At 72.6% G+C, this 23,639-nt stretch carries 21 protein-coding genes; 2 read left to right on the top strand and 19 right to left on the bottom strand.

Annotated elements, in window-relative coordinates; genetic code table 11:
- Window positions 1-42 precede the first annotated feature (42 nt).
- Window positions 43-1,263: an exo-beta-N-acetylmuramidase NamZ domain-containing protein gene (locus ACOQPP_RS18830; protein WP_419167245.1), complete on the top strand. Its 1,221-nt coding sequence runs from the start codon at window positions 43-45 to the stop codon at window positions 1,261-1,263.
- A 196-nt stretch (window positions 1,264-1,459) separates the two neighbouring features.
- Window positions 1,460-2,785 carry a DUF222 domain-containing protein gene (locus ACOQPP_RS18825; protein WP_419167246.1) on the top strand — a complete coding sequence of 442 codons (1,326 nt, stop codon included), beginning with the start codon at window positions 1,460-1,462 and terminating at the stop codon, window positions 2,783-2,785.
- Between the two features lie 18 nt (window positions 2,786-2,803).
- Here the strand turns inward: ACOQPP_RS18825 and ACOQPP_RS18820 are convergent, their stop codons facing one another.
- The 19 genes from ACOQPP_RS18820 to ruvC are packed head-to-tail and all read right to left on the bottom strand — an operon-like array spanning window position 2,804 to window position 23,625.
- The gene (locus ACOQPP_RS18820) at window positions 2,804-3,730 is read right to left on the bottom strand and encodes a diacylglycerol/lipid kinase family protein (protein WP_419167247.1); all 927 of its coding nucleotides are present in this window, start codon (window positions 3,728-3,730) and stop codon (window positions 2,804-2,806) included.
- A 3-nt stretch (window positions 3,731-3,733) separates the two neighbouring features.
- On the bottom strand, window positions 3,734-8,362 hold the full coding sequence (locus tag ACOQPP_RS18815; RefSeq protein ID WP_420637161.1) for a translocation/assembly module TamB domain-containing protein: 4,629 nt from the start codon (window positions 8,360-8,362) through the stop codon (window positions 3,734-3,736).
- Window positions 8,359-10,593, bottom strand: coding sequence for a BamA/OMP85 family outer membrane protein (locus ACOQPP_RS18810; protein ID WP_420637160.1), 2,235 nt, complete (start codon window positions 10,591-10,593; stop codon window positions 8,359-8,361). Before ACOQPP_RS18810 ends, ACOQPP_RS18815 begins: the two co-directional genes overlap by 4 nt.
- Window positions 10,590-11,423 (bottom strand): prolipoprotein diacylglyceryl transferase, encoded by an 834-nt coding sequence (locus ACOQPP_RS18805; RefSeq protein WP_420637159.1) that lies wholly within the window; start codon window positions 11,421-11,423, stop codon window positions 10,590-10,592. Before ACOQPP_RS18805 ends, ACOQPP_RS18810 begins: the two co-directional genes overlap by 4 nt.
- Window positions 11,424-11,483: 60 nt before the next feature.
- The gene (gene tsaD, locus ACOQPP_RS18800; RefSeq protein ID WP_420637158.1) at window positions 11,484-12,569 is read right to left on the bottom strand and encodes a tRNA (adenosine(37)-N6)-threonylcarbamoyltransferase complex transferase subunit TsaD; all 1,086 of its coding nucleotides are present in this window, start codon (window positions 12,567-12,569) and stop codon (window positions 11,484-11,486) included.
- 2 nt (window positions 12,570-12,571) lie between these two features.
- Window positions 12,572-13,537, bottom strand: a complete 966-nt coding sequence (locus ACOQPP_RS18795; protein WP_419167252.1) for a YbbR-like domain-containing protein — start codon at window positions 13,535-13,537, stop codon at window positions 12,572-12,574.
- Window positions 13,516-14,313: a PASTA domain-containing protein gene (locus ACOQPP_RS18790; RefSeq protein WP_420637157.1), complete on the bottom strand. Its 798-nt coding sequence runs from the start codon at window positions 14,311-14,313 to the stop codon at window positions 13,516-13,518. The genes ACOQPP_RS18795 and ACOQPP_RS18790 overlap by 22 nt, the downstream gene beginning before the upstream one ends.
- A complete protein-coding gene (locus ACOQPP_RS18785; RefSeq protein WP_420637156.1) occupies window positions 14,310-15,656 on the bottom strand; it encodes an RsmB/NOP family class I SAM-dependent RNA methyltransferase in 1,347 nt (448 codons plus the stop codon). Before ACOQPP_RS18785 ends, ACOQPP_RS18790 begins: the two co-directional genes overlap by 4 nt.
- Window positions 15,608-16,384, bottom strand: coding sequence for a thiazole synthase (locus ACOQPP_RS18780; protein WP_419167255.1), 777 nt, complete (start codon window positions 16,382-16,384; stop codon window positions 15,608-15,610). Before ACOQPP_RS18780 ends, ACOQPP_RS18785 begins: the two co-directional genes overlap by 49 nt.
- Window positions 16,385-16,387: 3 nt before the next feature.
- Entirely contained in the window at window positions 16,388-16,537 is a 150-nt protein-coding gene (thiS, locus tag ACOQPP_RS18775; RefSeq protein ID WP_419167256.1) for a sulfur carrier protein ThiS, read from the bottom strand.
- 19 nt (window positions 16,538-16,556) lie between these two features.
- Window positions 16,557-17,225: a thiamine phosphate synthase gene (locus tag ACOQPP_RS18770; RefSeq protein WP_420637155.1), complete on the bottom strand. Its 669-nt coding sequence runs from the start codon at window positions 17,223-17,225 to the stop codon at window positions 16,557-16,559.
- Between the two features lie 52 nt (window positions 17,226-17,277).
- Window positions 17,278-18,267, bottom strand: coding sequence for a methionyl-tRNA formyltransferase (gene fmt, locus ACOQPP_RS18765; RefSeq protein WP_420637154.1), 990 nt, complete (start codon window positions 18,265-18,267; stop codon window positions 17,278-17,280).
- Window positions 18,268-18,318: 51 nt separating this feature from the next.
- Window positions 18,319-18,813 (bottom strand): peptide deformylase, encoded by a 495-nt coding sequence (gene def / locus ACOQPP_RS18760; RefSeq protein WP_419167259.1) that lies wholly within the window; start codon window positions 18,811-18,813, stop codon window positions 18,319-18,321.
- A 52-nt stretch (window positions 18,814-18,865) separates the two neighbouring features.
- Window positions 18,866-19,168: a preprotein translocase subunit YajC gene (gene yajC, locus ACOQPP_RS18755; protein WP_419167260.1), complete on the bottom strand. Its 303-nt coding sequence runs from the start codon at window positions 19,166-19,168 to the stop codon at window positions 18,866-18,868.
- Between the two features lie 40 nt (window positions 19,169-19,208).
- A complete protein-coding gene (tgt, locus tag ACOQPP_RS18750; protein ID WP_420637153.1) occupies window positions 19,209-20,360 on the bottom strand; it encodes a tRNA guanosine(34) transglycosylase Tgt in 1,152 nt (383 codons plus the stop codon).
- Window positions 20,357-21,478: a tRNA preQ1(34) S-adenosylmethionine ribosyltransferase-isomerase QueA gene (gene queA / locus ACOQPP_RS18745; protein ID WP_420637152.1), complete on the bottom strand. Its 1,122-nt coding sequence runs from the start codon at window positions 21,476-21,478 to the stop codon at window positions 20,357-20,359. Before queA ends, tgt begins: the two co-directional genes overlap by 4 nt.
- Window positions 21,468-22,562, bottom strand: a complete 1,095-nt coding sequence (gene ruvB / locus ACOQPP_RS18740; protein WP_419167263.1) for a Holliday junction branch migration DNA helicase RuvB — start codon at window positions 22,560-22,562, stop codon at window positions 21,468-21,470. The genes queA and ruvB overlap by 11 nt, the downstream gene beginning before the upstream one ends.
- Window positions 22,559-23,149 carry a Holliday junction branch migration protein RuvA gene (gene ruvA / locus ACOQPP_RS18735; RefSeq protein ID WP_420637151.1) on the bottom strand — a complete coding sequence of 197 codons (591 nt, stop codon included), beginning with the start codon at window positions 23,147-23,149 and terminating at the stop codon, window positions 22,559-22,561. Before ruvA ends, ruvB begins: the two co-directional genes overlap by 4 nt.
- Window positions 23,146-23,625, bottom strand: a complete 480-nt coding sequence (gene ruvC, locus ACOQPP_RS18730) for a crossover junction endodeoxyribonuclease RuvC (protein WP_420637150.1) — start codon at window positions 23,623-23,625, stop codon at window positions 23,146-23,148. Before ruvC ends, ruvA begins: the two co-directional genes overlap by 4 nt.
- Window positions 23,626-23,639 lie beyond the last annotated feature (14 nt).

The raw sequence follows: 23,639 nt of genomic DNA, 5'->3' as shown, positions 1-23,639 counted from the left end.
CCCCCATGTCCCGTTCGCCGTCCTGAACCTACACGGCGGGTTGTGGGGCGGCACCCGGCCGCGCGCGCGATTCTCGCTGCGTGGGTCCTCGTCGGGTGCGGGGGAACGCCGGAGGTTCGGCCGGGGGTCGCGGTCCTGCTCGCCGATTCATCTCATCTCATCGACGGGCGGCGGGTGGGGCTGATCACGAACCGGAGCGGGGTGGGCCGCGACGGCACGAGTTCGATCGATCTCCTTCATCAATACGAGGGGGCCGAACTCGTCGCGCTCTTCGCTCCGGAGCACGGGATCCGCGGGACGGAGGTCGGCGGCACCGCGATCGACGACGAGACGGACGCCGCGACGGGGCTTCCCATCTACTCTCTCTACGGCGAGACGCTGGCGCCGACGCAGGAGATGCTGGCCGGAATCGACGTGCTCGCGTTCGATCTCCAGGACATCGGCGCACGCTACTACACGTACGTCTCCACCATGGCGCGCGCGATGACGGCGGCGGGGCGCGCGGGGGTCCCCGTGATCGTGCTCGATCGCCCGAATCCGATCGGGGGGCTCGTGCAGGGGCCGGTGCTCGACCCGGCGTTCGCGAGCTTCGTCGGCATGTATCCGGTGCCTGTGCGGCACGGGCTCACGGCGGGGGAACTCGCGCGCCTCTACCGCGGGGAGTTCGGTGTCGAGGTGGAACTGCACGTGGTCCCGGCCGCCGGCTGGTCCGCCGACCGCTGGTTCGACGACACGGAGCTGCCCTGGATCGCGCCGTCGCCGAACATGCCCTCGATCGAGAGCGCCGCGCACTATCCAGGCACCTGCCTGTTCGAGGGCACCAACATCTCCGTCGGCCGCGGGACGGACGCCGCGTTCCAACTCCTCGGCGCCCCGTGGCTGGATGGCGAAGCGTGGGCCGCGGGCATCCGGGAGCACGCGGGGCTGCCGGGGGTCGAGATCGCGGCGGCCACTTTCGCGCCGGAGTCGCCGGGTGACCGCAAGTTCGCGGGGGAGACGGTCTCCGGCATCCGCCTCACGGTGTCGGACCGCTCCGCCTACGATCCGGTGCGGACCGCCATCGCCGCCCTGCTCGTCGCCCGTCGCCTGTCGGGTTCGCAGTGGGCGTGGAGGGAGCCGCACTTCGACCGCCTCGCCGGCACGGACCGCCTCCGCCTCGCGATCGAGCGCGGGGCCACGCTCGACGGGATCACCGCGCAATGGGCCGCCGACGTCGCCGCCTTCGAGGCCCTCGCGCGCCCCTACCTCATCTATCCCCGCTAGCCAGCCGACGCCTCGCCGGGCGACGCGGACGTTCCCGCGGGAACGTGTGACCGCTGTCGAAAACCGCGGGAGGCCGTTGGCCGGAGAGGCGCGACGGGGAGATCCCGGCGTTGAGATCTGGTTGAGATGCGAACCGAAACTGGACCGAAAGCGACAGGTTCGCGTGCCCTCAACCCTGAATCCCGGATGGAAGACCATGCTGCACGATACCCCCCGCCAGCCGCCCGGCGACCCCCTCGGCGACGAGATCGCCGAACTCTGCGCCCACCTCGACGCGGGCCAGTACCGGCTCCTGTCCCTCCTCCACCGCTTCGACCGCGAGGAACGCTGGAGCGGCTGGCGCTCCTGCGCCCACTGGCTCTCCTGGCGCACCGGGATCAGCACCGGGCCCGCCCGTGAGCGGGTGCGCGTGGCCCGCCGCCTCGCCGAGCTTCCCCTGACCGCCGCCGAGATGAAGAGGGGGCGACTCTCCTGGTCCAAGGTCCGGGCCCTGACCCGCGCGGTCACGCCGGAGAACGAGGAGCGGCTGGTCGACTTCGCCCTCCGCCACACCGCGAGCCAGGTGGAGCGCTTCGTGCGCGCGCAGCGGTCGGCGGAGGCCGCGGCCGCCGTCGGATGGGACGGCGAGTCCGAGCTCGCGCACCGCCGCCATCTCTCGGTCCAGGTGGACCACGACGGCATGTACCGGATCCGGGGCCGGATCCTGCCGGAGGTGGGCGCCCTCCTCATGCAGGCGCTGGACGCCGCCGGCGACGAACTCTACCGCCAGGAGCTGGAGGCCGAACGGGAGGCCGAGGCCGCCACCGAGACGGAGGCCGAGACGGAGGCCGCTTGGGAGCCGGCCCCCCTCAGGCTCCCGCGGACTCCGCTGGAGCGGAACCACGACGCCCTCGGGGCCTGGCTCGAGGAGCGTACCGAGGCGCAGGTACAGCTGGTCGTCCACACCGTGGCCGGGAACGCGGATGTTGTCGCCACCGAGCACGGTTCATGCGTTCCCGCGGGAACGTCCCGGCGCCTGTCGTGCGACGCGGAGGCGGTGCGGGTCGAGCGCGGACTGGACGGCTCCGTGCTCGACGTGGGCCGCCGGAGGAGGACGGTGAACTGGCGGCTGCGCAAGGCGCTGGACGTGCGCGACGGGGGCTGCCGCTTTCCCGGCTGCGGGTCGCGCTACACGCAGGCCCACCACGCGATCCCGTGGGCGGAGGGGGGCGAGACGGCGCTCGACAATCTGATCCTGTTATGCCGGTTCCATCACCGGACGGTGCACGAGGGCGGCTGGCGAGTGGAGATGGGGTCTGCGGGCGCGGCCCACTTCCGAGACCCCGAGGGAAGGATCGTCCCGGCGGTCCCTCCGGCGCGGGACGACGTGAAGGCGCCGTGGACGACCGACGCGGGGCTCGGGCGCTGGCACCGGCAGCAGGGGATCAACCCCTGGACGGCGACCGCCAAGTGGGACGGGGACCGGCTGGACCTGGATTGGGCGCTCTGGGTCCTGTGGGGACAGTTCGAGATCGCCGCTTGAGGGAGAGAGCCGCCGCCGCTACCGGGGGACGAGGATTCGGGCGGCGAGCGGGGCGACTTCGGCTTCGATGGGGGTCTCGCCGCGGGGTTCGCCGTCGATTTCGATCGCCACGGGCGGGTCGGCCTCGATTCGGACGCGGCGGGTCTGGAAGAAAATCATCTGATCGTCGCCGCCGAGCTGGTTTCTCGACACGCGCCACAGGAGACGGGCGACCTCGGGGAGGTTCCGCGGGGCGTAGATGCAAACGTCGATCAGGCCGTCCTGGAATGAGGCGCCGGGCGCCATCCTGAACTCCACCGGGAGGGGGCCGGCCCCGAGCTGGCTCGCGTTCGCGAGCAGGACCATCGACGCCTTCACCTTCACCTCCTGATCGTCCGCGATGATCCGGAAGTTTGCGGCGGGGTGGCCGATGACGTTCTTGAGGCCGCTGTACAGGTAGGCCGCGAAGCCGAGACGACTCTTCAGCTCGGCGGTGGCGTCGGCCATGATCTCTGCGTCGAGTCCGGCGCCGGCCATGAGCGCGAACAGTTCTCCGTTCGCGCGGGCGAGATCGATCTCGGTCGCCTTCCCTTCCACGGCGACGCGGACGCTGTCCTCCAGCGAAGCGGGGATATCGAAGTTGAGGGCGAGTTGATTGCCCGTTCCGAAGGGGATGATCGCGACGGGCACCCGGGTTCCCGCGACGCCGCGCAGCGCCAGACTGACGGTGCCATCGCCTCCCACGGCGGCGATCGCCCGGTAGCCGCGCTCGGCGGCGGCGCGCGCGACCTCGAGTCCTTCCTCCGGACCCGCGGCCTCGAAGAGGTCGAAGGGGACGCCGCGCGCCGCGAAGGCGCCACCCACCCGCCGGCGGAGCGACTCCAGCTGGGTCGCGCCGCCTCCGGCGCCGGGGTTGAGGAGCACGAGGAAGCGCTCCGAGTCGGGATACGGGTACGGGCCTGACATCCGCTACGGGGGACCGCCGCCCAGTGCCCACTCCCGGAACAGGAAGAGCCGGAACGTGCGGTCGTTGGCGATGTTCGTCCCCCACGCGAGACCGAACAGTCGCTCGTCGAAGCGGCTCGCGGTGCGGGCCTCCACGGACCAGCTGGGGAGGAACGACCACTCCAGGGTCGCGCGCGGAGGTCCGCCACCGAGCGGTTGCCAGAACGAGAGGAAGAGGTCGTTGCTAGCGTACCAGCCGAACTCCACCGCGGTGCGCTCGAACACGTTCCGGTTCGCCGCCACGCCCCCCGGGCCGCCGGCGCTGATCGACGTGAGGTTGAAGTAAGAGAGGCCGGTCGTCCCCACGAACGCCGCGTTGATCCCGGAACTCACCGTGTTGAGGATGCCCTCCTGCACAAGCCGCCCGGCCAGTTGCCGGTCGGCGGAGCGGTAGCACGGGGTCCCTACCGCGAGCAGGCACCACTGGTCCGTGTCGCCCATGGGCGGGTTGCTGGTCAGGAGCAGTTCGTACTCCCGCAGGGGGCCCGCGATGTGGGCCTCCACGATCACCGGGCCGTCGATGGTGCGGTTCCGATACTCGGCCGTGATGTCGAGGTCCGGATTGAAGTCGGGATCTCCGACGAACCGGATGGCCCCGTTCGTGATCCGCAGAGGTCGGACGTAGGGCGGGATTTCGATCCGGTAGGTGCCGCGCGGAATCCCCACCTCGCCCATCACGTAGATGGAGTCCGTGCCGCGGTTGAGATAGACATCGAGTCCCTCGGACACGAGTTCCACGTCCATCTGCAGCGACCGCAACCAGAGTTCGGGACCGAGGGCGATGCGCGCGTCCACGATGAGGTTCTCCAGGAACGGGTTCCGGAACCGCTGGACGATCCGGCGTTCGCTCGCGGCCTGCGCGTCGAGGAGGTCGCGGATCGGGGCGTCGCGGAGGTCGAAGATCCCCCGCGCCCGCAGGAACTCGTCCTGCCCCAGGTCCCCATCGGTGAGGACGAAGTCGCCCGTGACCCTGGGGGCGGTGTAGGAACCGGAGAGCCGGCCGGGGCCCGCCACCGCCATCGTCATGTCGGGCCGCGACACGCCGTGGAAGGCGGTCGTCTCGAAGTCCAGGTCGAAGACCGCGTCCCGGATCCGGGCGATGTCCACCGTACCTCGCGCGCGCGCCCAGCCGCCCAGGTCCGAGGCGATGTGGATAGAGTCGACGAAGGCCACGGAGGAGTTGCGGAATTCGGCCCCGGCGCGGACATCGGTGAGCCAGACGCCGAGGTCCGGTACCCACGCGCGCCCGTCCATCAGGCGTACGTCGCCGGTGTAGCGGAGTCGGCGGGGCGAGCCGCGCAGGGCGAGGTCGGTGGCCGCCACGCCGGTGACCGCCTCGAGCCCGCCCACGAAGAGTTGGATGAGGGCGAGCGGGAGTCGGTCGCCCGTGAGGTCGAGGTCGAACGGGTCGTCGAGGAGACGGCGCTCGACGTCCACGAGGGAGAGGTCGGTCGCCATGGAGCCGCCCAGCCGGCCGAGCCGCTGGCCGGCGTCGACCAGATCGATCGCCCCCTCGAGCCGCTGGCCGGCGTAACGGAAGCGGGAGTTGAGCGCCTCGAAGGTCTGGTTCCGGACCGAGGGCCGGAGGATGTCGAGCGTCCCCTCGAACGTGGGGGAGGTGAGGGTGCCGCGCATGGTGGCGGAGCCGCCGAGCGTCCCGCCGACGGCCGGCGTCTCCGCGAGGAGGTAGCCGAGCTGGTCGATGCGGAAGCCGAACAGCTCGAGCGAGAGTTCCCCGTCCCCCGCGGCGGGGATCGCTCCGTTGGCGCGCAGGCGTCCGAGCTGGCCCTCGAGCCACAGGTCGTCCACGACGAGCCCGGAATCGGAGTACACGAGGCGCGCGGGCCGGGCCAGCCGCGACTCGAGCTTGCCGAGGCGGAGGCGGAACTCGGAGAGACCGGCGCTCCACACAGCCCCGCTGGTCACATCGGCGTGGGCGGAGGCCTCGATGCTCGAATCCCGCCGCGCGTAGAAGGTGGCGCCCGTGGCTTCGGCGGCCTTGCGGTCGAGGTGGACGAAGAGCGAGTCGAGCGGGCGGCCGTTCAGTTCGGCGCCGGTGGCCGTGAGCCGTGCGTCGAAGGCGTCCCTGCCGATCGGGTCGAACCGCTCGACGCGGGCGTGAATATGGTCGGCCCGGTAGCGGCGGAACCGTGCCCCGACAGCCTCGACGTCGGCCGCGACCGCGAGATCTCCCCAGCGGCCGGTCGCCCGGCCGCGCGCCGTGAGCCGGCCCTCGAGCCCTTCGGTGGGCGTCCCGCGCCCGGGGCCGCCCAGCACCGCCTCGATGGTGTCGAAGAGTGGCTCGCCGGCCTCCGCCGCGGCGGCGCCCGGGATCTCTTCCACGAACCAGCGGTCCCAGTCGGAGAGGTCGGCGGCGTCCGCCTCGAAGTCGAGCCGTCCCTCGCGCCCCGCCGTGAGCCCGAGGCTGCCGCGCGCCAGCAGCGTCCCCACGTCGGAGGCGAGGTAGAGACTGTCGATCGTGGCCACGCCGTCCGCGATGTCGAAGCGGACGCGGCTGTCGAAGATCTCGGCCTGATCAACCGCGGAGGAGAGGATGTCGAAGTCGAAGGCGGCCTCGAGCGTCGCGGGGTCGACGCCGGCTCCCGCCACGCGTCCGCGAATGGCGAGCCGCGACGCGGGGGCGCCCTCGATCCACTCGTTGAGGGAGAGATCGGTCCCCTCGATCCGCGCGTCGTAGCGCAACTCTTCGGAGGCGAGGTCGAATTCCCCGTCGAGCGTGAGGCCGCCGAGGTCGGAGTCCAGGCTCGCGTCGATGCCGAGGGCCTCGCGGACCCCGCTGACCCGGACCGGCCCGGTCACGCTGCCGGCGAGTTCGACGCCGGGCGCCCACGGCCGCAGCAGGGAGAGGGAGAGGGGGTTCACGTCGAGCGCCGCTTCGACGCCCGACCCGTCGAGGTCCAACCTCCCGGCGCCCGAGAAACGGGAGTAGTCGCCCGCCGACGACAGGTGATCCACCGCGCCGACGAAGTCCACGGCCCCGCCCGCATCGCGATCCAGCGTGAGGGTGCCATCGAAGCGTCCGCCGACCTCCAGATCCATACCGAGTAGCCGGGTCCAGCGCGGCTCGAACCGCTCGAGCGTCACCTCGAGCCCGCGGAGCCCCAGGTTTATCGCCTCGGCTCCGGTGTCGGCACCGGCTTCGGCGTTGAAGGCGACGCCCCCGCGCGCCCGCAGGCGGGAGGGGAGCGTCTCCGCCCCGGGGGCCGCCCCAAGCGTCGGCCCGGGGGCCTCGAAGGTGAGATCGGCGTCGACCCTCAGGTCGTCCATGTAGCCGGAGCCCCGGATGGTGCCGCGGGCCCACCCCTCGCTGCCGGCGGGCGCGGACTCGCGACCCGGCAGGCGGTCCAGGCTCTCGAGGTCGAAGGGGGCCAGCCGCACATCGAGGCTCTCGAACCTGGGGCGCAGACCGAGGGCGAGGGCCATGCCGCCCGTGAGGCGGGTCTCGCCGGTCCGGAAATCGCCGTTCGAGATGTCGACGACGGTGGTCGCGCCGCGGCTGTAGAGGTCGACTCGCATCGGCCCGCCGCCGGCTTCGGGGAGGTCGATCGGGATCCAGCGCAGATCCCGGACATCGATCGGCTCGGCTTCGAGTTCGAAGCGGTGCCGCACGGGATCGGCCCCGGCCATCCACCCGGTCCCGCGCACCACGGAGCGATCCGTCTCGAACCGTTCGATGGAGATGTGGGCGGTGTCCCCCAGCGTGAGGCTCCCGCTGAGGCGTTCCAGCTGGAGCGGCTGGCGCACGGCGAGGAGCGTGCCGCTCAGGTTCTCGAGTTCGATCAGGAGCGGGCCGGCCGAATCCGAGACACGCAAGAGGGGGAGGCGCCCGCGGACGTTCGAGAGTTCGTACAGGTTGTCGAACTCGCCCTCGGGGGTCTCGAACAGGGCCCACGGGGAGGTGCCGCTGCGGGCCTCCCGTAGCGCGCGCGCCCGCTGGCTTCCGCTCATCCTCGAGGTAAACGGGGTGCGAATGCGGATGCGGCCGGAGGCCACGGTCAGGTTGCGGAAGAGGAGGCTCAGCGCGCCGCCGTTCGCGGCCTGCGCCAGCGAGGCCGCGGCCGGGTCGGCGGCCGGGTCGGCGGCCGGGTCGGCGGCCGGATCGGCGGCCGGGGGCGTAGGGGCGAAGATACGGTCGAAGTTCCAGCGGCCGTCGGGGTACTGCGTGAGCTGCAGGTCGAGACCGCTTGCGTGGAGACGCCGGATCTCCAGCTGCCGGCGGAGCAGCGCCAGGGGGTCGTACGCGATCGTGACGGTGTCGAGCGCCAGGAACACCGAGTTATCGGCGTCGAGGATCTCGAAACGGGAGAGGGTGAGGCCGGTGACGACGTTGCCGGAGAGCGCGGGGCCGATCCGGACCTCGCCGTTCACGCTTCCCGCGAGGGCTTCCTCGATGAGGGAGAGCGCCGCGTCGCGACCGGGCGCGGTCCGGGTCACGAAGTACGCGGTCCCGAGCGCGAGCAGACCCAGGACCCCGATCACGGGAAGCGCGAGCCGGCGGCGGCGGCGCGCGGGCTCCGGCGTCGGCTCCGCGGCCGGCGTCTCTTCGGGCGGGGGCAGTGCGTCGGAGGTCAAAACGCCTCTCCGATCGATATGTGGATCTGGAAGCGGCGCCAGATCTCACGCAGCGGGGCCGGGTCGTCGAACCGGAACGGGTCGAATCGCACGGGCTCGTCCATCTGTATCAAGGTCCCGTCCTGCAGGGATACGATCGCCGGCAACTCGGCCGCATACGTTGTATTGTAGCCCACATCGAGCCGGATGGAACCGATCGGGCTCGTGAACCGCAGTCCCATCCCCGGCGTCCACACGACGTTCTTCAGCTCCGTCAGGTTCTGGGAGACGCTGCCCGCGTCGGCGAAGAAGACGAGACCCCACTGCGGGCTCAGGTATCTGCGCAGCTCGAGACTGATGTCGAGGCCGGCGTCGCCACCCCTCGGCCGCTGGTCGAAGGCGCCGGGGTCTTCGGCCGCCAGGCGCTCGACGCAGGCCTCGAAATCTCCTCCCGGACAGTCCTCGAGCGCGTCGGCAACGAGCACGCGCGGGCCGAGGAGGTTCTGACCGAAGCCGCGGACGCTCTGGGGGCCGCCGACAAAGAAGCGCCGCGAGGGGTGGACGAGGCGGTCGGCCCGGGACGCGCCGGGCGTGAAGATTCGCGTGCCGGGGAAGCGGACGATGCCGCTGCGGGCGCGGGCGGCCACCACGAGGCCGGGCTCGAGTTCGAAGAAGCCGGCGGCCTGGCCCACGATCCGCACGTACTTGTACTGCGAGCCTGTGCTGCGGGCCGCGCCCTCGGCCTCGGCCGTGACGTAGAAGCCGCGGGTCGGGCGCAGCGGGTCGTCGGTCCGGTTCCAGACCCACCCGAGGGTCAGGGGCGCGAGCCACCGGGAACGGGTCACGGTGACGATGTCCTCGACCTCGCAGAAGCCGAAGTTGACGCAGAAGAAGATGTCGGCGGACTGCTCGCCGAAGCCGGTGTAGGTGGGCGAGTACGAGAGGGTCGCCGTCATGGTGCGGCTCAGGCGGCGCGTGATCCCGATCTCGGCCCCCAGCGCCTCCTGAATGAAGACGTCGGGGATCGTCTCGCGCTCGATGAACAGTCGCGCCCGGAGGCTGTTCTCGCCCGAGAACACGACGGGGAGGATGAGTTCGGTCTGCAGCAGGTAGTTGAGCTTCCGGAACTCCGCGCCGGTGCCGACGTCGGAGCATGGGAAGGCGCCGCCCAGCTCCCCGGCGAAGAGGTTCGAGAGCTGGGCCGTGAGCTGCAGGCGGCGGGCGCCGCCCAGGAGGTTGCGGTGCGTGAGCTGCGACTCGGCCTGCACGCAGGCGTCGGTGCTCCATCCCACCCCCCCGCGCGCGGCCCGCGGCGCGGCCGGCGTGATCTGGACGACGAGGTCGATCGTCGAGTCGGCCGCCGCGCGCCCCGGCGCGGCGCCGTCCGGCGGGGACGGGTCCTCCTGGCGGATCGAGGCGAAGCGGACGGCCTCGAGGCCGAAGAGATTCCGTTGGCCCTCCTGTTCCGCCTCCTGGTTGTAGTACTGCCCCGGGGCGAGCGGGAAGAGGTCGCGGACCACATTCTCGCCGAGGGCCTCGGCGCCCTCGATCCGGACCTCGCCCACGCGGAAGCGGGGGCCGGGGTGCACGTCGATTTCCACCCGCGCGGGGCCGCCGTAGACGCGGCTGCCCTCCTCCAGCACGAGCGCCTCGATGTACCCCTGACGGCGGAGCATCTGCACGAGGCTGTCCTTGCCGACCCGGAGCCGGAGCTGATCGAAGGGATCTCCCTTCGCCAGGCCGAGGACGGCGGAAGCCTGCTCCGGGGGGAGGGTCTCGGGCAATCCCCGGACGACGAGGCTGTCGATGAGGGTCGGCGGGCCTTCGTCGATCATGAACCAGACGCGGGCCTCGCGGCCGTCGCTGCGGATCTCGCGATCGACCTGCGCCTCGTAGTAGCCGCGCAGGTTGTAGTACGCGCGCAGCCGGGCCGCGTCCTGCGCCACGGCGAGCGTGTCCAGGTAGGCCCGGCTGTGAGCGAACCCCACGGTCACCCCCGCGTGCCTGAGCAGGCAGAACGGCAATTGCAGGAGGAGGCTCTTGCACTCGGTGTCGCGGGTGCGGATGGCCGCGCGCAACTGGCTGTCGGAGAGCGCCTGGTTGCCGTTGATGTAGAGGGCGCGCACCTCGGCGCGGCGGGTCACGTCTTCGCTGGTCGGCGTCTGGCCGGCTAGCGGGGGCGGCCCGGCAAGCGCGACGGCGAGCGCCAGTCCGCCGGCGAGCGGCAGCCCGACCGGAGCCGGGCGGTTCACACGGCCGCCTCTCGCGCCCGGCGGCGCAGCCTCACGACCACCGCCACGCCCGCGGCGAACATGACGATCGAGATCGCCTGCGCGAGCGTGAAGCTCCCGAGGAATTGGTCGTCCTTCGCGCGGAAAAACTCGACGATGAAGCGCTCGGTCGCGGCGAGCGCCAGCCAGAGGCCGAACAGCCACCCCCGGACGTGCGGGTGTCGGCGCAGCCGCCACAGGATGAAGAAGATGATGAGCGAGAGCCCCGTCTCGTAGAGTTGGGTCGGATGAACGGCGAGGACCTCGGCGTCGGGGAGCGCGGGGTCGACCTCCGCGCCGAAGCGGCGAAGGTTGCCCGCGGTCGAGGGCGGCAGCCCGTTGGGGAAGGCCATGCCCGCGAAGGAGTCGGTCGGTCGCCCGTAGTCGTCGCCGACGAGGAAGCAGCCGAGGCGGCCGATCCCGTAGGCGAGGGAGAGGGCGGGGGCGACGGCGTCCACCGCCAGGCCGCGCGCGACGGGACGGCGGCCGAGAACCCACATGACGCCGAGGAAGCCGCCGAGGAAGCCGCCGTACCAGACGAGTCCGCTGCGCGAGAAGATCATCCCGAGCGGGTCGACGACCGTGCGGTCCCAGTTCAGGAGCACGTAGTAGATCTTGGCCCCGACGATGCCGCCGATCAGCGCTCCCATCAGCATGTCGGCCGCGAGGTCGCGGCCCGCGCCCAGACGGTCGGTCTCCGCGCGCAGGACCATGTATCCCGAGAGAAACGCGAGCGCCATCAGGAGTCCGAACGACGTGAGCGTGAACTCGCCGATCAGCGGCAGGTTCAGGGTGAAGAGTTCGGGATACACGTTGGCACACTCCCTCGGGTCACGGGCTGCCGGCCGGGCCGGGCCGGCCCGGCCCGCGGATCAGGCCGGGTCCCGGACCAGGCCGGGAAACGCGAGACCCGCCTCGGCGTTGAGCGACCACGGGCTTCGCTCGCCGTTCGCCAGGCGGTGACGCGCGACGGCGGCGATCATGGCCGCGTTGTCCGTCGCGAGGCGGGGCGAGGGGGCGTACAGCTCCCCGGACGAGCCCAGACGCTCCGATAAACTTTTGCGCAGTCGGGAGTTTCGCGCCACTCCACCCCCCAGAACGACCCGGCGGCAGCCGGTCTGTTCCACGGCGCGCAGCGTCTTCGCGGTGAGCACATCGACGACCGCTTCCTGGAACCCGGCGGCCAGATCGGGCACGGCCTCCTCCAGCGTCCCGTCGGCTTCCCGCTCCGCCGCGATGCGGGCCACCGCCGTCTTGAGGCCCGAGAACGACATGTCGTAGTGCGACCGATCGCCCGGATCATCGCGCCCGGTCAGCATGGGACGCGGCAACCGGAACCGGGCGGCATCTCCGCCCGACGCGGCGCGCTGGATCTCGGGACCGCCGGGATACGCGAGGCCCAGGCGGCGCGCCACCTTGTCGAACGCCTCGCCCGCCGCGTCGTCCCGCGTCTGCCCGAGGAGCCGGTAGCGGCCCCACGCCCGCGCCTCGAGGAGGAGCGTGTGCCCGCCCGACACGAGGAGGCCGATGAACGGCGGCCGGGCCGCGTCGTGCTCGAGCGCGGTTCCGAACAGGTGTCCCTCCATGTGATGGACGCCGAGCAGCGGGAGGTCGCGGGCGAAGGCGTAGGCCTTGGCCCAGTTCACCCCCACGAGGAGGGCGCCGACGAGGCCGGGGCCCGCCGTCACCCCGACGCCCGCGATCTCGTCGCGGCCGACTCCCGCCTCGCGCATCGCGTGCCGCACCATCGCGTCGAGCGACCGGATGTGCTCGCGCGCCGCGATCTCCGGTACGACGCCGCCGAACGCGGCGTGCGCGTCCTGCGAGGCGATGGCCAGCGCCCGGATGCCGGTCTCGTCGACGACCGCGGCCGAGGTCTCGTCACAGGAGGTCTCGATGCCGAGCACCGGACCGTCCCGGAACCCGAGGGCGGGCGCGTCCGCGCCTGTGGGTCTCACGTTTACGGGTCGCTCTGGGCAGAGCCGGGGCCGGAGCCGGCGGACACGCGCTCCGGCGAGAGGTCGATCGTCACCGTGGCGGCCACATCCTCGGGCAGCCGGGCGCGCACGGGGAAGGAACCCGCGCCCTCGAAGGAGGCGGGGATCTCGACCGTCAGGGTGAGGTCGGCGGGATCGAGTCCGTCCACGACGGAGGCCGGGCCGGAGACGGCGGCCGCGACGGTGGGCGGATCGAGCGACACTGCCCCCGCTCCGGAGCCCGCCCCCGGGCCCGTGGCGGACACCGGGGCCTCGAACCGGCGGGTGACGAGGGAGTCGACCTCGACGGTGCCGATCACGGTGGCCGGCTCGACGGAGAGTCCCGCGAGATCGGGCGGCAGCGCGATCCCCAGTTGCTGGGTCACCGGGCTCGACACCGCGCCGACCCGGAGAAGCTCGGTCGTGACCTCGGAGACGCGGTTCACGAACGAGGCGGGCCCCTGCAGCCACACGCTGTCGGGCGCGAGCCGCATGCCGACGACGAAGGCGCCCGGCGCCGCCCGCGCGTCCGTCCTCCCGGCGACGGCGACCCACCTCCCCACGCGCTCCTCGAGCCGGATGGAGACGACGGCGGGGCTCACCGCGACGGGTTCGACGCCGAGTTCGCGGTTGTAGATGACCTCGGACACCGAGAGCGGTACGTCGACCACGCTGTCTTCCACCTGATCGATGACCTTGCGGATCCTGTTTTCCTCGAAGCGCGTGGCGAAGACTTCGTTCCTCCCGCCGCGGAACGTGGTCATGATCTCCGAGGGGATGACCTCGCGCAGACTCCAGGCGGAGTCGCTCACCTGGATCTCGAGGAGGGTGGGCACGGCCTGTTCGGCGAGTTGGGCGTCGGCCGACACGCGCAGCCAGAGGAGGATCGAGAGCACGAGCGCGGCCGCCTTGTAGGGCCAGTTCCGGGTCAGCAGTCCCTGAAGGTCCATCCTATCTCTCCATCCTGTCTCTCCATCCTGGAGACGGTATCGGGCGGCGTGTCGGGCGGTGGGTCGGGCGGCGTCCCGGCCACGATCACCGAGACGAGCCCGTCTCCGCGCAGGTGGGAGCCGGGTTCCGGACTCTGAAACACGACGCGGCCCTGCACGTCGCGCGCGTCGGCCTGGTAGCGGACCGCGCCGAGGCGCAGTTCCACCTCCTCCAGGACGGCCTCGAGGTCGTCGACGTGGCGGCCGCGCAGGTCGGGGACCGTGACGATCGCCCTTCCGCGGCTCACGAAGAGCCGAACCGAGGCGGGCAGCGTGAGACGTGCGCCGGCTTCGGGTTCGGTGCGGATCGCGCCGGCCGCCGGGGTATCCTCCACATCCTCGATGTCGATCTCGAACCCGAGTCGGGAGAGCAGCGTCGCCGCGTCGGCGGTCGGGAGTCCTGCGAGATCGGGGACGACGCGGGTCTCGACGCCGGCGCTCGTCGTGAGGAAGACGGTGTCGCCGGTCTGGGTGGTCTGGCCCGGGAGCGGGTTCTGGGCGACGACGGCCCCGGCCGCGATGCCGGCGTGGCTGAGGCGGCCGCGCTCGAGGGCGGCGAAGCCGAGGGCTGCGAGTTGCCGCTCCGCCTCCGCGAGCGGAGTGCCGGTGAGATCGGGCACCTCGGTGAAGTCGACGTCGGTGGGGTCCGCCGCCGCGGGGAAGAGCCAGCGCGAGGCCGCGAAGTAGCCGAGGCCGAACATGACGCCGGTGAAGAGGAGGACGCGGAGGAACTTCACGCGACCCTCCGCAGCCGCGCCGCGTAGGCGCCGTCGGTGTCGGTGACCCAGGGGCGGACGAAGAGGTCGCCGCGCGGGGTCAGGCAGCCATCGGGGGCCGCGTCCGGCGGTTCGCGCCGGTAGTCGAGCCGGCGCTCGAGGAAGGCGTCCACCTGTCCTTCGTTCTCCTCGCGTTCGAGCGAACATGTGCTGTAGACCAGAAGGCCGCCCGGCCGTACGGCATCGGCGCAAGCGTCCATGATCTCGCGCTGCAGCGCCACGAGGGCGCCGAGGCCGCGTTCGTCGAGCCGCCAGCGGGCGTCGGCCCGCCGTCGCAGGACCCCGGTGCCCGTGCAGGGCACGTCGGCCAGCACGGTCCCGGCCTCGGCGACCGGAAGCCGGCGCGCGTCGGCGACGGCCGCGCTCACCGGCAGCTTCAGCCGCCGGGCCGGCGCGGCGAGGCGGGCCAGCCGCCCCCGCGAGATGTCGAGCGCCACGACCGGCACGCCGTACTCCGCCGCGAGCCCCACGGCCTTCGTGCCCGGCGCCGCGCACACGTCCAGCACGGGTCCGGCGGGCCGACGACCGACATAATCTACCACCGAGGAGGCCGCAGGGTCCTGCACCACGGCGCGGAGCCCGGCGAGCGCCGCCGCGGGGGCGCCCTCCGCGAGCGTGAAGGAGCGCGGCCAGCCGGGCACGGGCGCGAGCCGGACGCCCTCCGGCGGCGCGGGGTCGTCGCCGTCCAGCATCCGCAGCACGACGTCCGGGGGACGGTTCTGCCGTTCGACGAGCCGCCGCACGTCGGCCAGCGGCCAGCGCGCGAGCCAGCGCCGCAGGAGCCACTCGGGGTGCGAGCCCCATGCACACAGGTGCGCGACCGGATCCGCGTCGGGCGCGGGGAACGGATCGGTGCCGTCCCGGCCCCTGGCCACGGCCCGCAGCACGGCGTTCACGTACCCGACCCGCTTCCGCCCCACCCCGGCCCGCGCCGCGCGCACCGTCTCGCCGACCGCGGCGTGATCCGGCGTCCGCAACTCCGTCAGCTGGTAGACCCCGATCCGCAGCCAGTCCCGCACGACCGGGTCGATCCGGCGCAGCGGCCGGTCCGCGAAGGCCTCGATCCAGACGTCCAGGCGCGCGCGCAGCCGCAGGCAGCCGAACGCGATGTCCAGGGCCAGGCCGCGGTCCACGGGGTCCACGTCGGGGAGGATGCGCGAGGCCGCGAGATCGGACAGGGTTCCGACCCTCACACCGGCCAGGATCCGGTGGGCCGCCGCGCGCGGGTTCAGCGGGGTCAGCGGGGTCTGCGGACTCAATCCGGGGGCGGCAGACCCTCGAGCGGGCTCGACGGCACCGCCCATTCGCGGCGCGGCATGCGTCCGGCGAGGTACGCGCGACGCCCCGCCTCCACCGCCAGCCGCATCGCCCGCGCCATCTCCACCGGATCCTCCGCCGCGGCGATCGCCGTGTTCATGAGCACGCCATCGACCCCCTGCTCCATCGTCGCGCACGCGTCGGAGGCCGTCCCCACCCCGGCGTCGACGATGACCGGGACGGAGAGCCTGGACTTGATGATCCGGATGTTGAGCGGGTTCAGCAGCCCGAGGCCGCTCCCGATCGGAGAGGCGAGCGGCATCACGGCCGCGGCCCCGGCGTCCTCGAGCCTCAGCGCCGTCACGAGGTCGTCGTTCGTGTAGGGAAGGACGGTGAACCCCTCCGCCACGAGCACCCGCGTGGCCTCGATCAACGCCTCGGTGTGGGGGAAGAGCGTGTCGGCGTCGCCGATGACCTCGAGCTTCACCCAGTCGCTCATCCCCGCCGCGCGCCCCAGCCGCGCGAAGCGGATCGCGTCCTCGGCGGTGTAGCACGCCGCCGTGTTGGGGAGGAGTTCGAACTCGTCCGGACGGATCGTCCGCAGGATGTCGTCGCGGTCCGGGTTCTCTATGTCGACCCGCCGCACCGCGACCGTGACCATGTCGGCACCGGAGGCCCGGATCGCCTCGAGCATCACCTCGGGGCTCGGGTATTTCCCCGTCCCCGCGATGAGACGGGAATCGAACGTGCGGCCGCCGATCTCGAGCGCGTCCATCGTTCAGCCGCCTCCCACGAAGTGGACGAGTTCGACGCGGTCGCCGGCCTCGAGCCGAACGCTCTCGATCTCCGGCAACCGGACGATCCGACGGTTCAGTTCGACGACGATCGCCCGCCCGTCCAGTCCGAGGTCGCGGAGCAACACCGCCACGGACGTTCCCGCGGGAACGTCATGCTCCCGTCCGTTCACCTGTATCCTTATCTCGTCCATCCCATCTCCGGTCCAGTCTTCTCCTCAGATCGAGCGCGGCCCGCGCCGGGTCGGGGGCCGACCACACCGCGCGGCCCACCACGATCCCGTACGCGCCGGCCTCCACGACCTCGTCGATCCGCTCCGCCCGCAGGCCGCCGATGGCGAGGACCGGCGCGGCGGTCGGCGCGGCGCGGACGGCGGCGGCCACGACCCCGGTCACCGCCGCGGGGCCGCTTCCCGCGCGCCCGGGGTGCGAGGGCGTGGCGTAGATCGTGCCCAGCACGAGGTAGTCGGCACCGTCCCGAACGGCTCGAACCGCACCCTCCGCATCGTGTACGGATGCCCCGATCGCCAGCCTCCCCGCGCACGCCTCGACCATGCGGCGCGTCTCCTTCACCCCGAGGGCGGTTCGTCCAAGCTGCACCGCCCGCGCGCCGGCCGCCAGCGCGACATCGGGCCGTCCGTTCACCACCAGCCAACCCCTCGTCCGCGCCGCGCTCGAGCCCAGTTCAGCGGTGATCTCGAACAGGCGACGGGTGGGGAGACGCGCCCTCAGATGTACCGCGATGGGGGCCGTGTGCTCCATCACGCGTTCGACCGCCGCGAGGCCGGCGGGGCCGTCCACCTCCCGCTCCGAGACGAGCACGTGCAGCCGCGGGAAGCCGTCGAGCCGGTGGCGGAAACCGTCAAGCCGCGCGTCAGTCGAAGCGGACCTCCTTCAGGTCGGCGACCCCCCGGGCGACCCCGCGGACCCAGGCGGCGGCGGACATGCGCCGGCGGCCGGCCGGTTTGACGGCGCCGACGCGGAGGACCCCGTCTCCGGTGGCGACCCGCAGCCCCCGCACGGGGTGCGCTTCGATGACGGTGCCCGGCGCGGGGGCCCCGGCCGTCGTGGCGGGGTCGCCCGCTCCGGGGGCGTCGGGCTCGACGGTCGGTTCGAAGCACTGCAGCGACCGCCCGCGGAGGGTGGTCCATGCGGCGGGCCAGGGGTCGCAGCCGCGCAGCCAGCGGTCCAGTTCGGCGGCCGAGCGGGACCAGTCGATGCGCGCCGCCTCGCGGTCGAGCTTCGGGGCCCACGTCACCCGCGTCTCGTCCTGCGGCGTCTCGACGGCGCGTCCGGCGGCGAGGTCCGCGAGGACGGTGACGAGTCGCGCCCCCGCCGCCGCGGACGCCGCCTCGTACAGTTCCCCCGCCGTCATCACGGGGTGGATCGGGATGCGGGTCCGACCGAGCACCGGTCCGGCGTCGAGCGCGGCGACCATGCGCTGGATGCTGACCCCCGACTCGGCATGCCCGCAGATGATCGCCCAGTTGATCGGGGCGGCGCCGCGCAGGGCGGGCAGGAGCGATGCGTGGACGTTGAACGAACCGAGCGGCGGCAGGTCGAGCGCCTCGCGCGGGAGGATGCGGCCGTACGCCACGACGACGGAGACGTCGGGGGCGAGCCGACGGGCCGCGTCGAGGAACGCCGCCTCACCCGGGCGGACGGGCTGCAGAACGGGCACTTCGGCCGCCAGCGCCCACTCCTTGACCGGGCTCGCGCGCAGCGCCCGCCCCCGCCCCGCGCGTCCGCGGCCGGATGGCCGGTCGGGATTCGTCACGACGCCGACCACCTCGTGACCCGCGGCGCGCATCGCCTCGAGCGAAGGGAGGCCGAACCCGGGCGTCCCCCAGAACAGGACCCTCACGCCGTGCGCCGCCGCCTCGGCGCCGCTGCCGCCCGCACTGCCGCGACCGCCTCAGTCCCGCTCCTGCTTGCGCCACTTCGCGAGCAGGATCTTGCGCTTGAGCGGGCTCACGCGGTCGAGGAAGAGGACGCCGTCGAGGTGGTCCGTCTCGTGCTGGAGGCAGCGGCTGAGGAGACCGTCGGCCCGGATCTCCACCGGTTCCCCGTCCAGCCCCAGCCCGCGCAGGACGATCGACGCGCTGCGCTCGACGATCTCCGACAGCCCGGGGATGCTGAGGCAGCCCTCCTCCTCCTTTGACGTCCCCCGTCCCTCGACGATCTCGGGGTTCACGAGGACGCCGGGGGCGATGTCGGGATCGCGCACGTCGTAGACGAAGAGCCGGACCGGAACGCCCACCTGCGGCGCGGCGAGCCCGATGCCGTCGGCGTCGTACATCGTCTCCCGCATGTCCTCTGCGAGGCGGCGCATCCCGTCGTCGATGTCCGCCGCGGGGGCGCACTTCTCCCGCAGTACGGGGTCGCCGAAGGTGCGGATTTCCAGGATCACGGCGGGGTCTTCCCGGTGCGGACCTTCATGTCGATTTTACGGGCCGGCTCCGTCAGCGCCTGGAGTCGACCCTGCCGATCTTCGAGCGCTCGACCTCGATCCGCGTGTCGCCGGTCTTCACCGTGACGCGCTCGTTCGTGAGGTGGACGATGGTTCCGACGATGCCGCCGATGGTCGTGACCTCGTCTCCCCGCTTCAGGTTCTTGACCAACTCCTTATGCTCGCGCTGCTGCTTTCGCTGCGGGCGGAAGAAGATGAAGTAGAAGATGGCGATGAACCCGAACATCATCATCATCGTCGCGGCCGGGTTCGCCGTCCCGCCTTCCCCGCCGCCCATGAAGCTGACAATCAGCATGCTCCGTCCTCGCCTTCCGTGTCCTCGGCTTCCCCTGACGTCACGGCGCCGCGGGTCCGCGCCGGTACGTGGCCAACCAGGCATCGGCCCAGCGGTCGTAGTCGCCCCGCAGGATCGCCGCGCGGGCGAGTGAAGTCAATCGAATCAGGAACCGCACGTTGTGCAGCGACAGGAGCCGCAGGCCGAGGAGTTCGTTGCTCACGAACAGGTGGCGCAGGTAGGCGCGGCTGTAGCCCGCGCAGCAGGCGCAGTCGCACGTCGCGTCGAGCGGAGCGGGATCGGCCGCGAAGCGCGCCCCCTTGATGTTGAGGCGACCTTCGGCCGTGAAAGCGGTGCCGTTGCGCCCGTTCCGGGTCGGCGCCACGCAGTCGAACATGTCCACCCCGCGCCGCACCGCCTCGACGACATCGTCGGGATAGCCGACCCCCATGAGGTAGCGGGGGCGGTCGGAGGGCAGCGCGGGTTCGATGACGTCGAGCACGCGGTGCGTAGCGTCCTTCGCCTCGCCCACGGAGAGGCCGCCGATCCCGATCCCCGGCCACTCGCCCGCCGCCAGCGTGCGCTCGATCGACTCGAGGCGCAGATCCTCGAACGACGCGCCCTGTACGATCGGGAAGAGGAGCCCGCCGCTATCGGGATGAGCCCGGTGGCTGTCGCGGCAGCGCTCGAGCCAGGCGAGGGAGCGTTCGACCGCGGTCCGGGCCGCCTCGCGCGACGCCTCGCCGGGGGGACATTCGTCGAACGCCATGCGGATGTCGGATCCGATCGCGGCCTGGATGTCCATCGACAGTTCCGGCGTCAGCCGGTGCAGGCTCCCGTCGAGGTGGCTGCGGAAGGTCACCCCTTCGTCGTCGATCTCGTTGATGCGCGCGAGCGAGAACACCTGGAAACCGCCCGAGTCCGTGAGGATGGGCCCGTTCCAGCCCATGAAACGGTGGAGTCCGCCGAGTTCCTTGAGGACGCGGGTCCCGGGCCTCAGGTAGAGGTGATACGCGTTCCCGAGCAGGATCTCGACCCCGGCCGCGCGGAGTTCGCCGGGGGTGAGCGACTTCACGGTGCCGAGCGTCCCCACGGGCATGAAGCACGGGGTGTGGATCGTGCCGCGCGGGAGGTCGAGCGCCCCCGCCCTGGCGCGCCCGCTCGTCCCGTCGAGGCGGAAGTGCCCGGCGTCCTTCATGTGACCGTCCGTCATGTGATCAGCATCGCGTCGCCGTAGGAATAGAAGCGGTAGCGCTCCCGGATCGCGTGCGCGTAGGCCGCGAGCGCGAGTTCGCGCCCCGCGAAGGCCGCCACGAGCATGAGGAGGCTGGAGCGCGGGAGGTGGAAGTTCGTCACGAGCGCGTCAACGGCGTGGAAACCGTATGGGGGGCGGATGAAGAGATCGGTCCAGCCCCGGCCCGGTTCGAAGCGGCCGGCGGCGCCCACGGTCTCGAGCACGCGGCAGGAGGTCGTGCCGATCGCGACCACGCGGCCGCCCGCCGCGCGCGTCGCGTTGAGTCGGTCGGCCGCCTCGGGGGAGAAGCTGTAGGCCTCGGGCGCGACGCGGTGTTCCTCGACGCGGGTCGCCGTCACGGGGCGGAAGGTCCCGAACCCGACGTGCAGGGTGAGGCGGACGAGGCGCGCGCCCCGGGCCCCGAGGGCGGCCAGGAGTTCGGGGGTGAAGTGGAGCCCGGCCGTGGGGGCGGCGACGCTCCCGGCCGGCGCCGCGTAGACGGTCTGGTACCGTTCGCGGTCCTCCGCGTCGTCGCGCGGCGCCGCGTCCCGAACCGCCCCGTCCCGAACCGCCCCGTCCCGCACGATGTACGGTGGGAGGGGGACGCGGCCGTGGCGCTGGATGAGCGTCCAGGGGTCCTCGTCGCCGGCGAGCCGCACGAGGCGCGTGCCGTCGGGGGCGGAGTCGAGGATCTCGACCGTGAACCCGTCCGCGATATCGACCGTGCGGCCGGGCCTGAGCTTGCCGCCGGGGCGGACCATGGCGCGCCACAGGCGGGTGTCGGCCCGGTCGAAGGGTTCCGTCGGGTCGAGCGCGGGGGCTTCGGGGCGGACGAGGAGGATCTCGGCGCGGGCGCCGGTCGGCTTGCGGCCGAGGAGCCGGGCCGGGAACACGCGGCTGTCGTTGACGACGACCGCATCGCCGGGCGACAGCCGCTCGAGCAGCGCGGGGAAGGCGGCGTCCGTGAAGCGGTCCCGCGCGCGATCGACCACGAGGAGCCGACTGGCATCCCGGCGCTCGGCCGGCCGGGCCGCGATCAGCTCGGCCGGCAGTTCGTAGGCGTACGCCTCGGTGCGGCCCGCCCGCTCAGCCTTCATCGCCGACGTCACCGCCGACGTCATCGCCGAACAGCGCGCCCTGCGCCCCGCCGGCTTCTCCGCGCGGGAGCGCGTAGCCGAAGCGCGCGTACGCCTTCCGGGTGGCCGCGCGGCCCCTCGGCGTCCGTTGCATGTACCCGTTCTGGATCAGGTACGGCTCGTACACCTCCTCCAGCGTGCCCGCGTCCTCCCCCACCGCCACGGCGAGCGAGGCGAGCCCCACCGGGCCCCCTTCGAACGTCTCGATGATCGCCTTGAGCACGCGCGCGTCCATCTCGTCGAGGCCGTACTCATCCACGTTGAGCAGCTTGAGGCCCTCCACAGCCGTCGCGGCGTCGATCGTCCCGTCGCCCCGCACCTCCGCGAAGTCGCGCACGCGGCGCAGGAGACGGTTCGCGATGCGGGGCGTGCCGCGGGCGCGGCGCGCGATCTCGTCGGCGCCCTCGCGGGTGGTGGGGATGTCGAGGAGGCTCGCGGAGCGGACGACGATCCGCGCCAACTCCTCCTTCGGGTAGTAGCCCAGGCGCTCGACGACGCCGAAGCGCGCCCGCATGGGGGCGGTGAGGAGCCCGAAGCGGGTCGTCGCCCCCACGAGCGTGAAGCGCTCGAGCTTCATCGTGAACGTCTCGACGCGGGGGCCGTCCCCGAGCCGGATCTCGATCCGGTAGTCCTCCATCGCGGGGTAGAGGAACTCCTCGATCACGGGCCGCAGGCGGTGGATCTCGTCGATGAAGAGGAGGCCGCGCGGCGGGAGGTTCGTGAGCAGGCCGGCGAGGTCGCCCGGCTTCTCGAGCACGGGGCCGGAGGTGAGCTTGATGTCGACCCCGAGTTCGCGGGCGAGGAGGAGGGCGAGCGTCGTCTTCCCGAGGCCCGGCGGGCCGTAGAAGAGGGTGTGGTCGAGCGCCTCGCCGCGGCCCAGCGCGGCCTCCATGAACACGGAGAGGCTCTCCTTGACGCGCGCCTGGCCGATGAACTCGTCGAGCCGCGCCGGGCGGAGCGAGGCGTCGGGGCGCAGATCGTCTTCGAGCACCTCGGGCGTGGTGATCTCGGTGCGCGGCCGGTCGTCCGCCCCGGGGGTCGTCATACGTGCCGCAGCGCGCGGCGCACGAGTTCCTCGGCGCCGACCTCGCGGCCCTCCAGCGCATCGAGCGCGCGGCGCACGGCGTTCTCGCTCTGCCCGCGACCGTAGCCGAGGGCGCGCAGCGCCTGCACGCCCGCCGCGGCCGGGCCGCCGGCCGGCGGCAGGTCGCCGCCGGGGTCGCCCAGGTCATCGAGCTTGTCCGCGAGGTCGATCGCGATTCGCTCCGCCGTCTTCCGGCCCACGCCGCTCACGGTCTGGAGGGTGCGGTGGTCCTTGGCGCGGATCGCCCGCACGACCCGGCCCGGCGGCAGCGCCCCGAGGATCGCGAGCGCGAGGCGCGGCCCCACGCCGCTCGGGGTGCGCAGCCGCTGGAAGAGTTCGCGGTCCCGGGCGGTCTCGAAGCCGTACAGTTCGAACGCGTCGTCGCGCACGACGAGCACGGTGTGCAGTTCGACCGCGGCCCCCTCGGGCGGCAGCCGGTCGACCAGCCCGAGCGGCACGTTGACCTCGTAGCCGACGCCGTCGCCCGTCACGACCTCGACGGCGCTCGCGCCGCGCCCGACCAGTTCCCCGCGCAGGCGCCGGATCACGGGAGCCCGCCGCCGATCAGGTGACAGAGGGCGACCGCGCAGCCGTCCGCCGCGTCCGCCGGGCGCGGCGCATCGCCGAGCCGCAGGTGGTGCTTGACCATGAATCCGACCTGTTCCTTGCTGGCGGCGCCGGTCCCCACGACCCGCTTCTTCACCTGCCGCGGCGCGTACTCGTGAATCGGGAGGCCCCGCAACTGCGCCGCGAGGACGAGGACGCCGCGCGCGTGCCCCAGCACCATGGCCGTGCGGGCGTTCCGCCCGTGGAAGGCGCTCTCGATCGCCACGCACGTCGGCGCCAGCCGGTCGATGATGTCGAGCGCCCCGCGATGGATGTCCTCCAGCCGCGAGCCCAGATCCGTCCCGCGCGGCCGCACGACGCCGCACTCGATGAGGCGGTACGCGAGGCCCGGGACCGACCGCCCCCCCTCGATGCAGCCGTAGCCGGTCGCCCGCGTGCCGGGATCGATCCCCAGCACCTTCAGGAGGCCGC

It is taken from the genome of Candidatus Palauibacter sp. (genome assembly GCF_965222475.1).
Classification (GTDB): Bacteria; Gemmatimonadota; Gemmatimonadetes; order Palauibacterales; family Palauibacteraceae; genus Palauibacter.
This window is presented reverse-complemented; position numbering and strand designations above follow the sequence as displayed.

Bases quoted from the DNA above. Each gene is read 5' to 3' on its own strand.
- ACOQPP_RS18825 (WP_419167246.1), top strand. From the start codon at position 1,460: ATGCTGCACGATACCCCCCGCCAGCCGCCCGGCGACCCCCTCGGCGAC.
- ACOQPP_RS18820 (WP_419167247.1), bottom strand. From the start codon at position 3,730: ATGTCAGGCCCGTACCCGTATCCCGACTCGGAGCGCTTCCTCGTGCTC.
- ACOQPP_RS18795 (WP_419167252.1), bottom strand. From the start codon at position 13,537: ATGGACCTTCAGGGACTGCTGACCCGGAACTGGCCCTACAAGGCGGCC.
- ACOQPP_RS18785 (WP_420637156.1), bottom strand. From the start codon at position 15,656: ATGGGCGGTGCCGTCGAGCCCGCTCGAGGGTCTGCCGCCCCCGGATTG.
- ACOQPP_RS18780 (WP_419167255.1), bottom strand. From the start codon at position 16,384: ATGGACGCGCTCGAGATCGGCGGCCGCACGTTCGATTCCCGTCTCATC.
- yajC (WP_419167260.1), bottom strand. From the start codon at position 19,168: ATGCTGATTGTCAGCTTCATGGGCGGCGGGGAAGGCGGGACGGCGAAC.
- tgt (WP_420637153.1), bottom strand. From the start codon at position 20,360: ATGACGGACGGTCACATGAAGGACGCCGGGCACTTCCGCCTCGACGGG.
- queA (WP_420637152.1), bottom strand. From the start codon at position 21,478: ATGAAGGCTGAGCGGGCGGGCCGCACCGAGGCGTACGCCTACGAACTG.
- ruvB (WP_419167263.1), bottom strand. From the start codon at position 22,562: ATGACGACCCCCGGGGCGGACGACCGGCCGCGCACCGAGATCACCACG.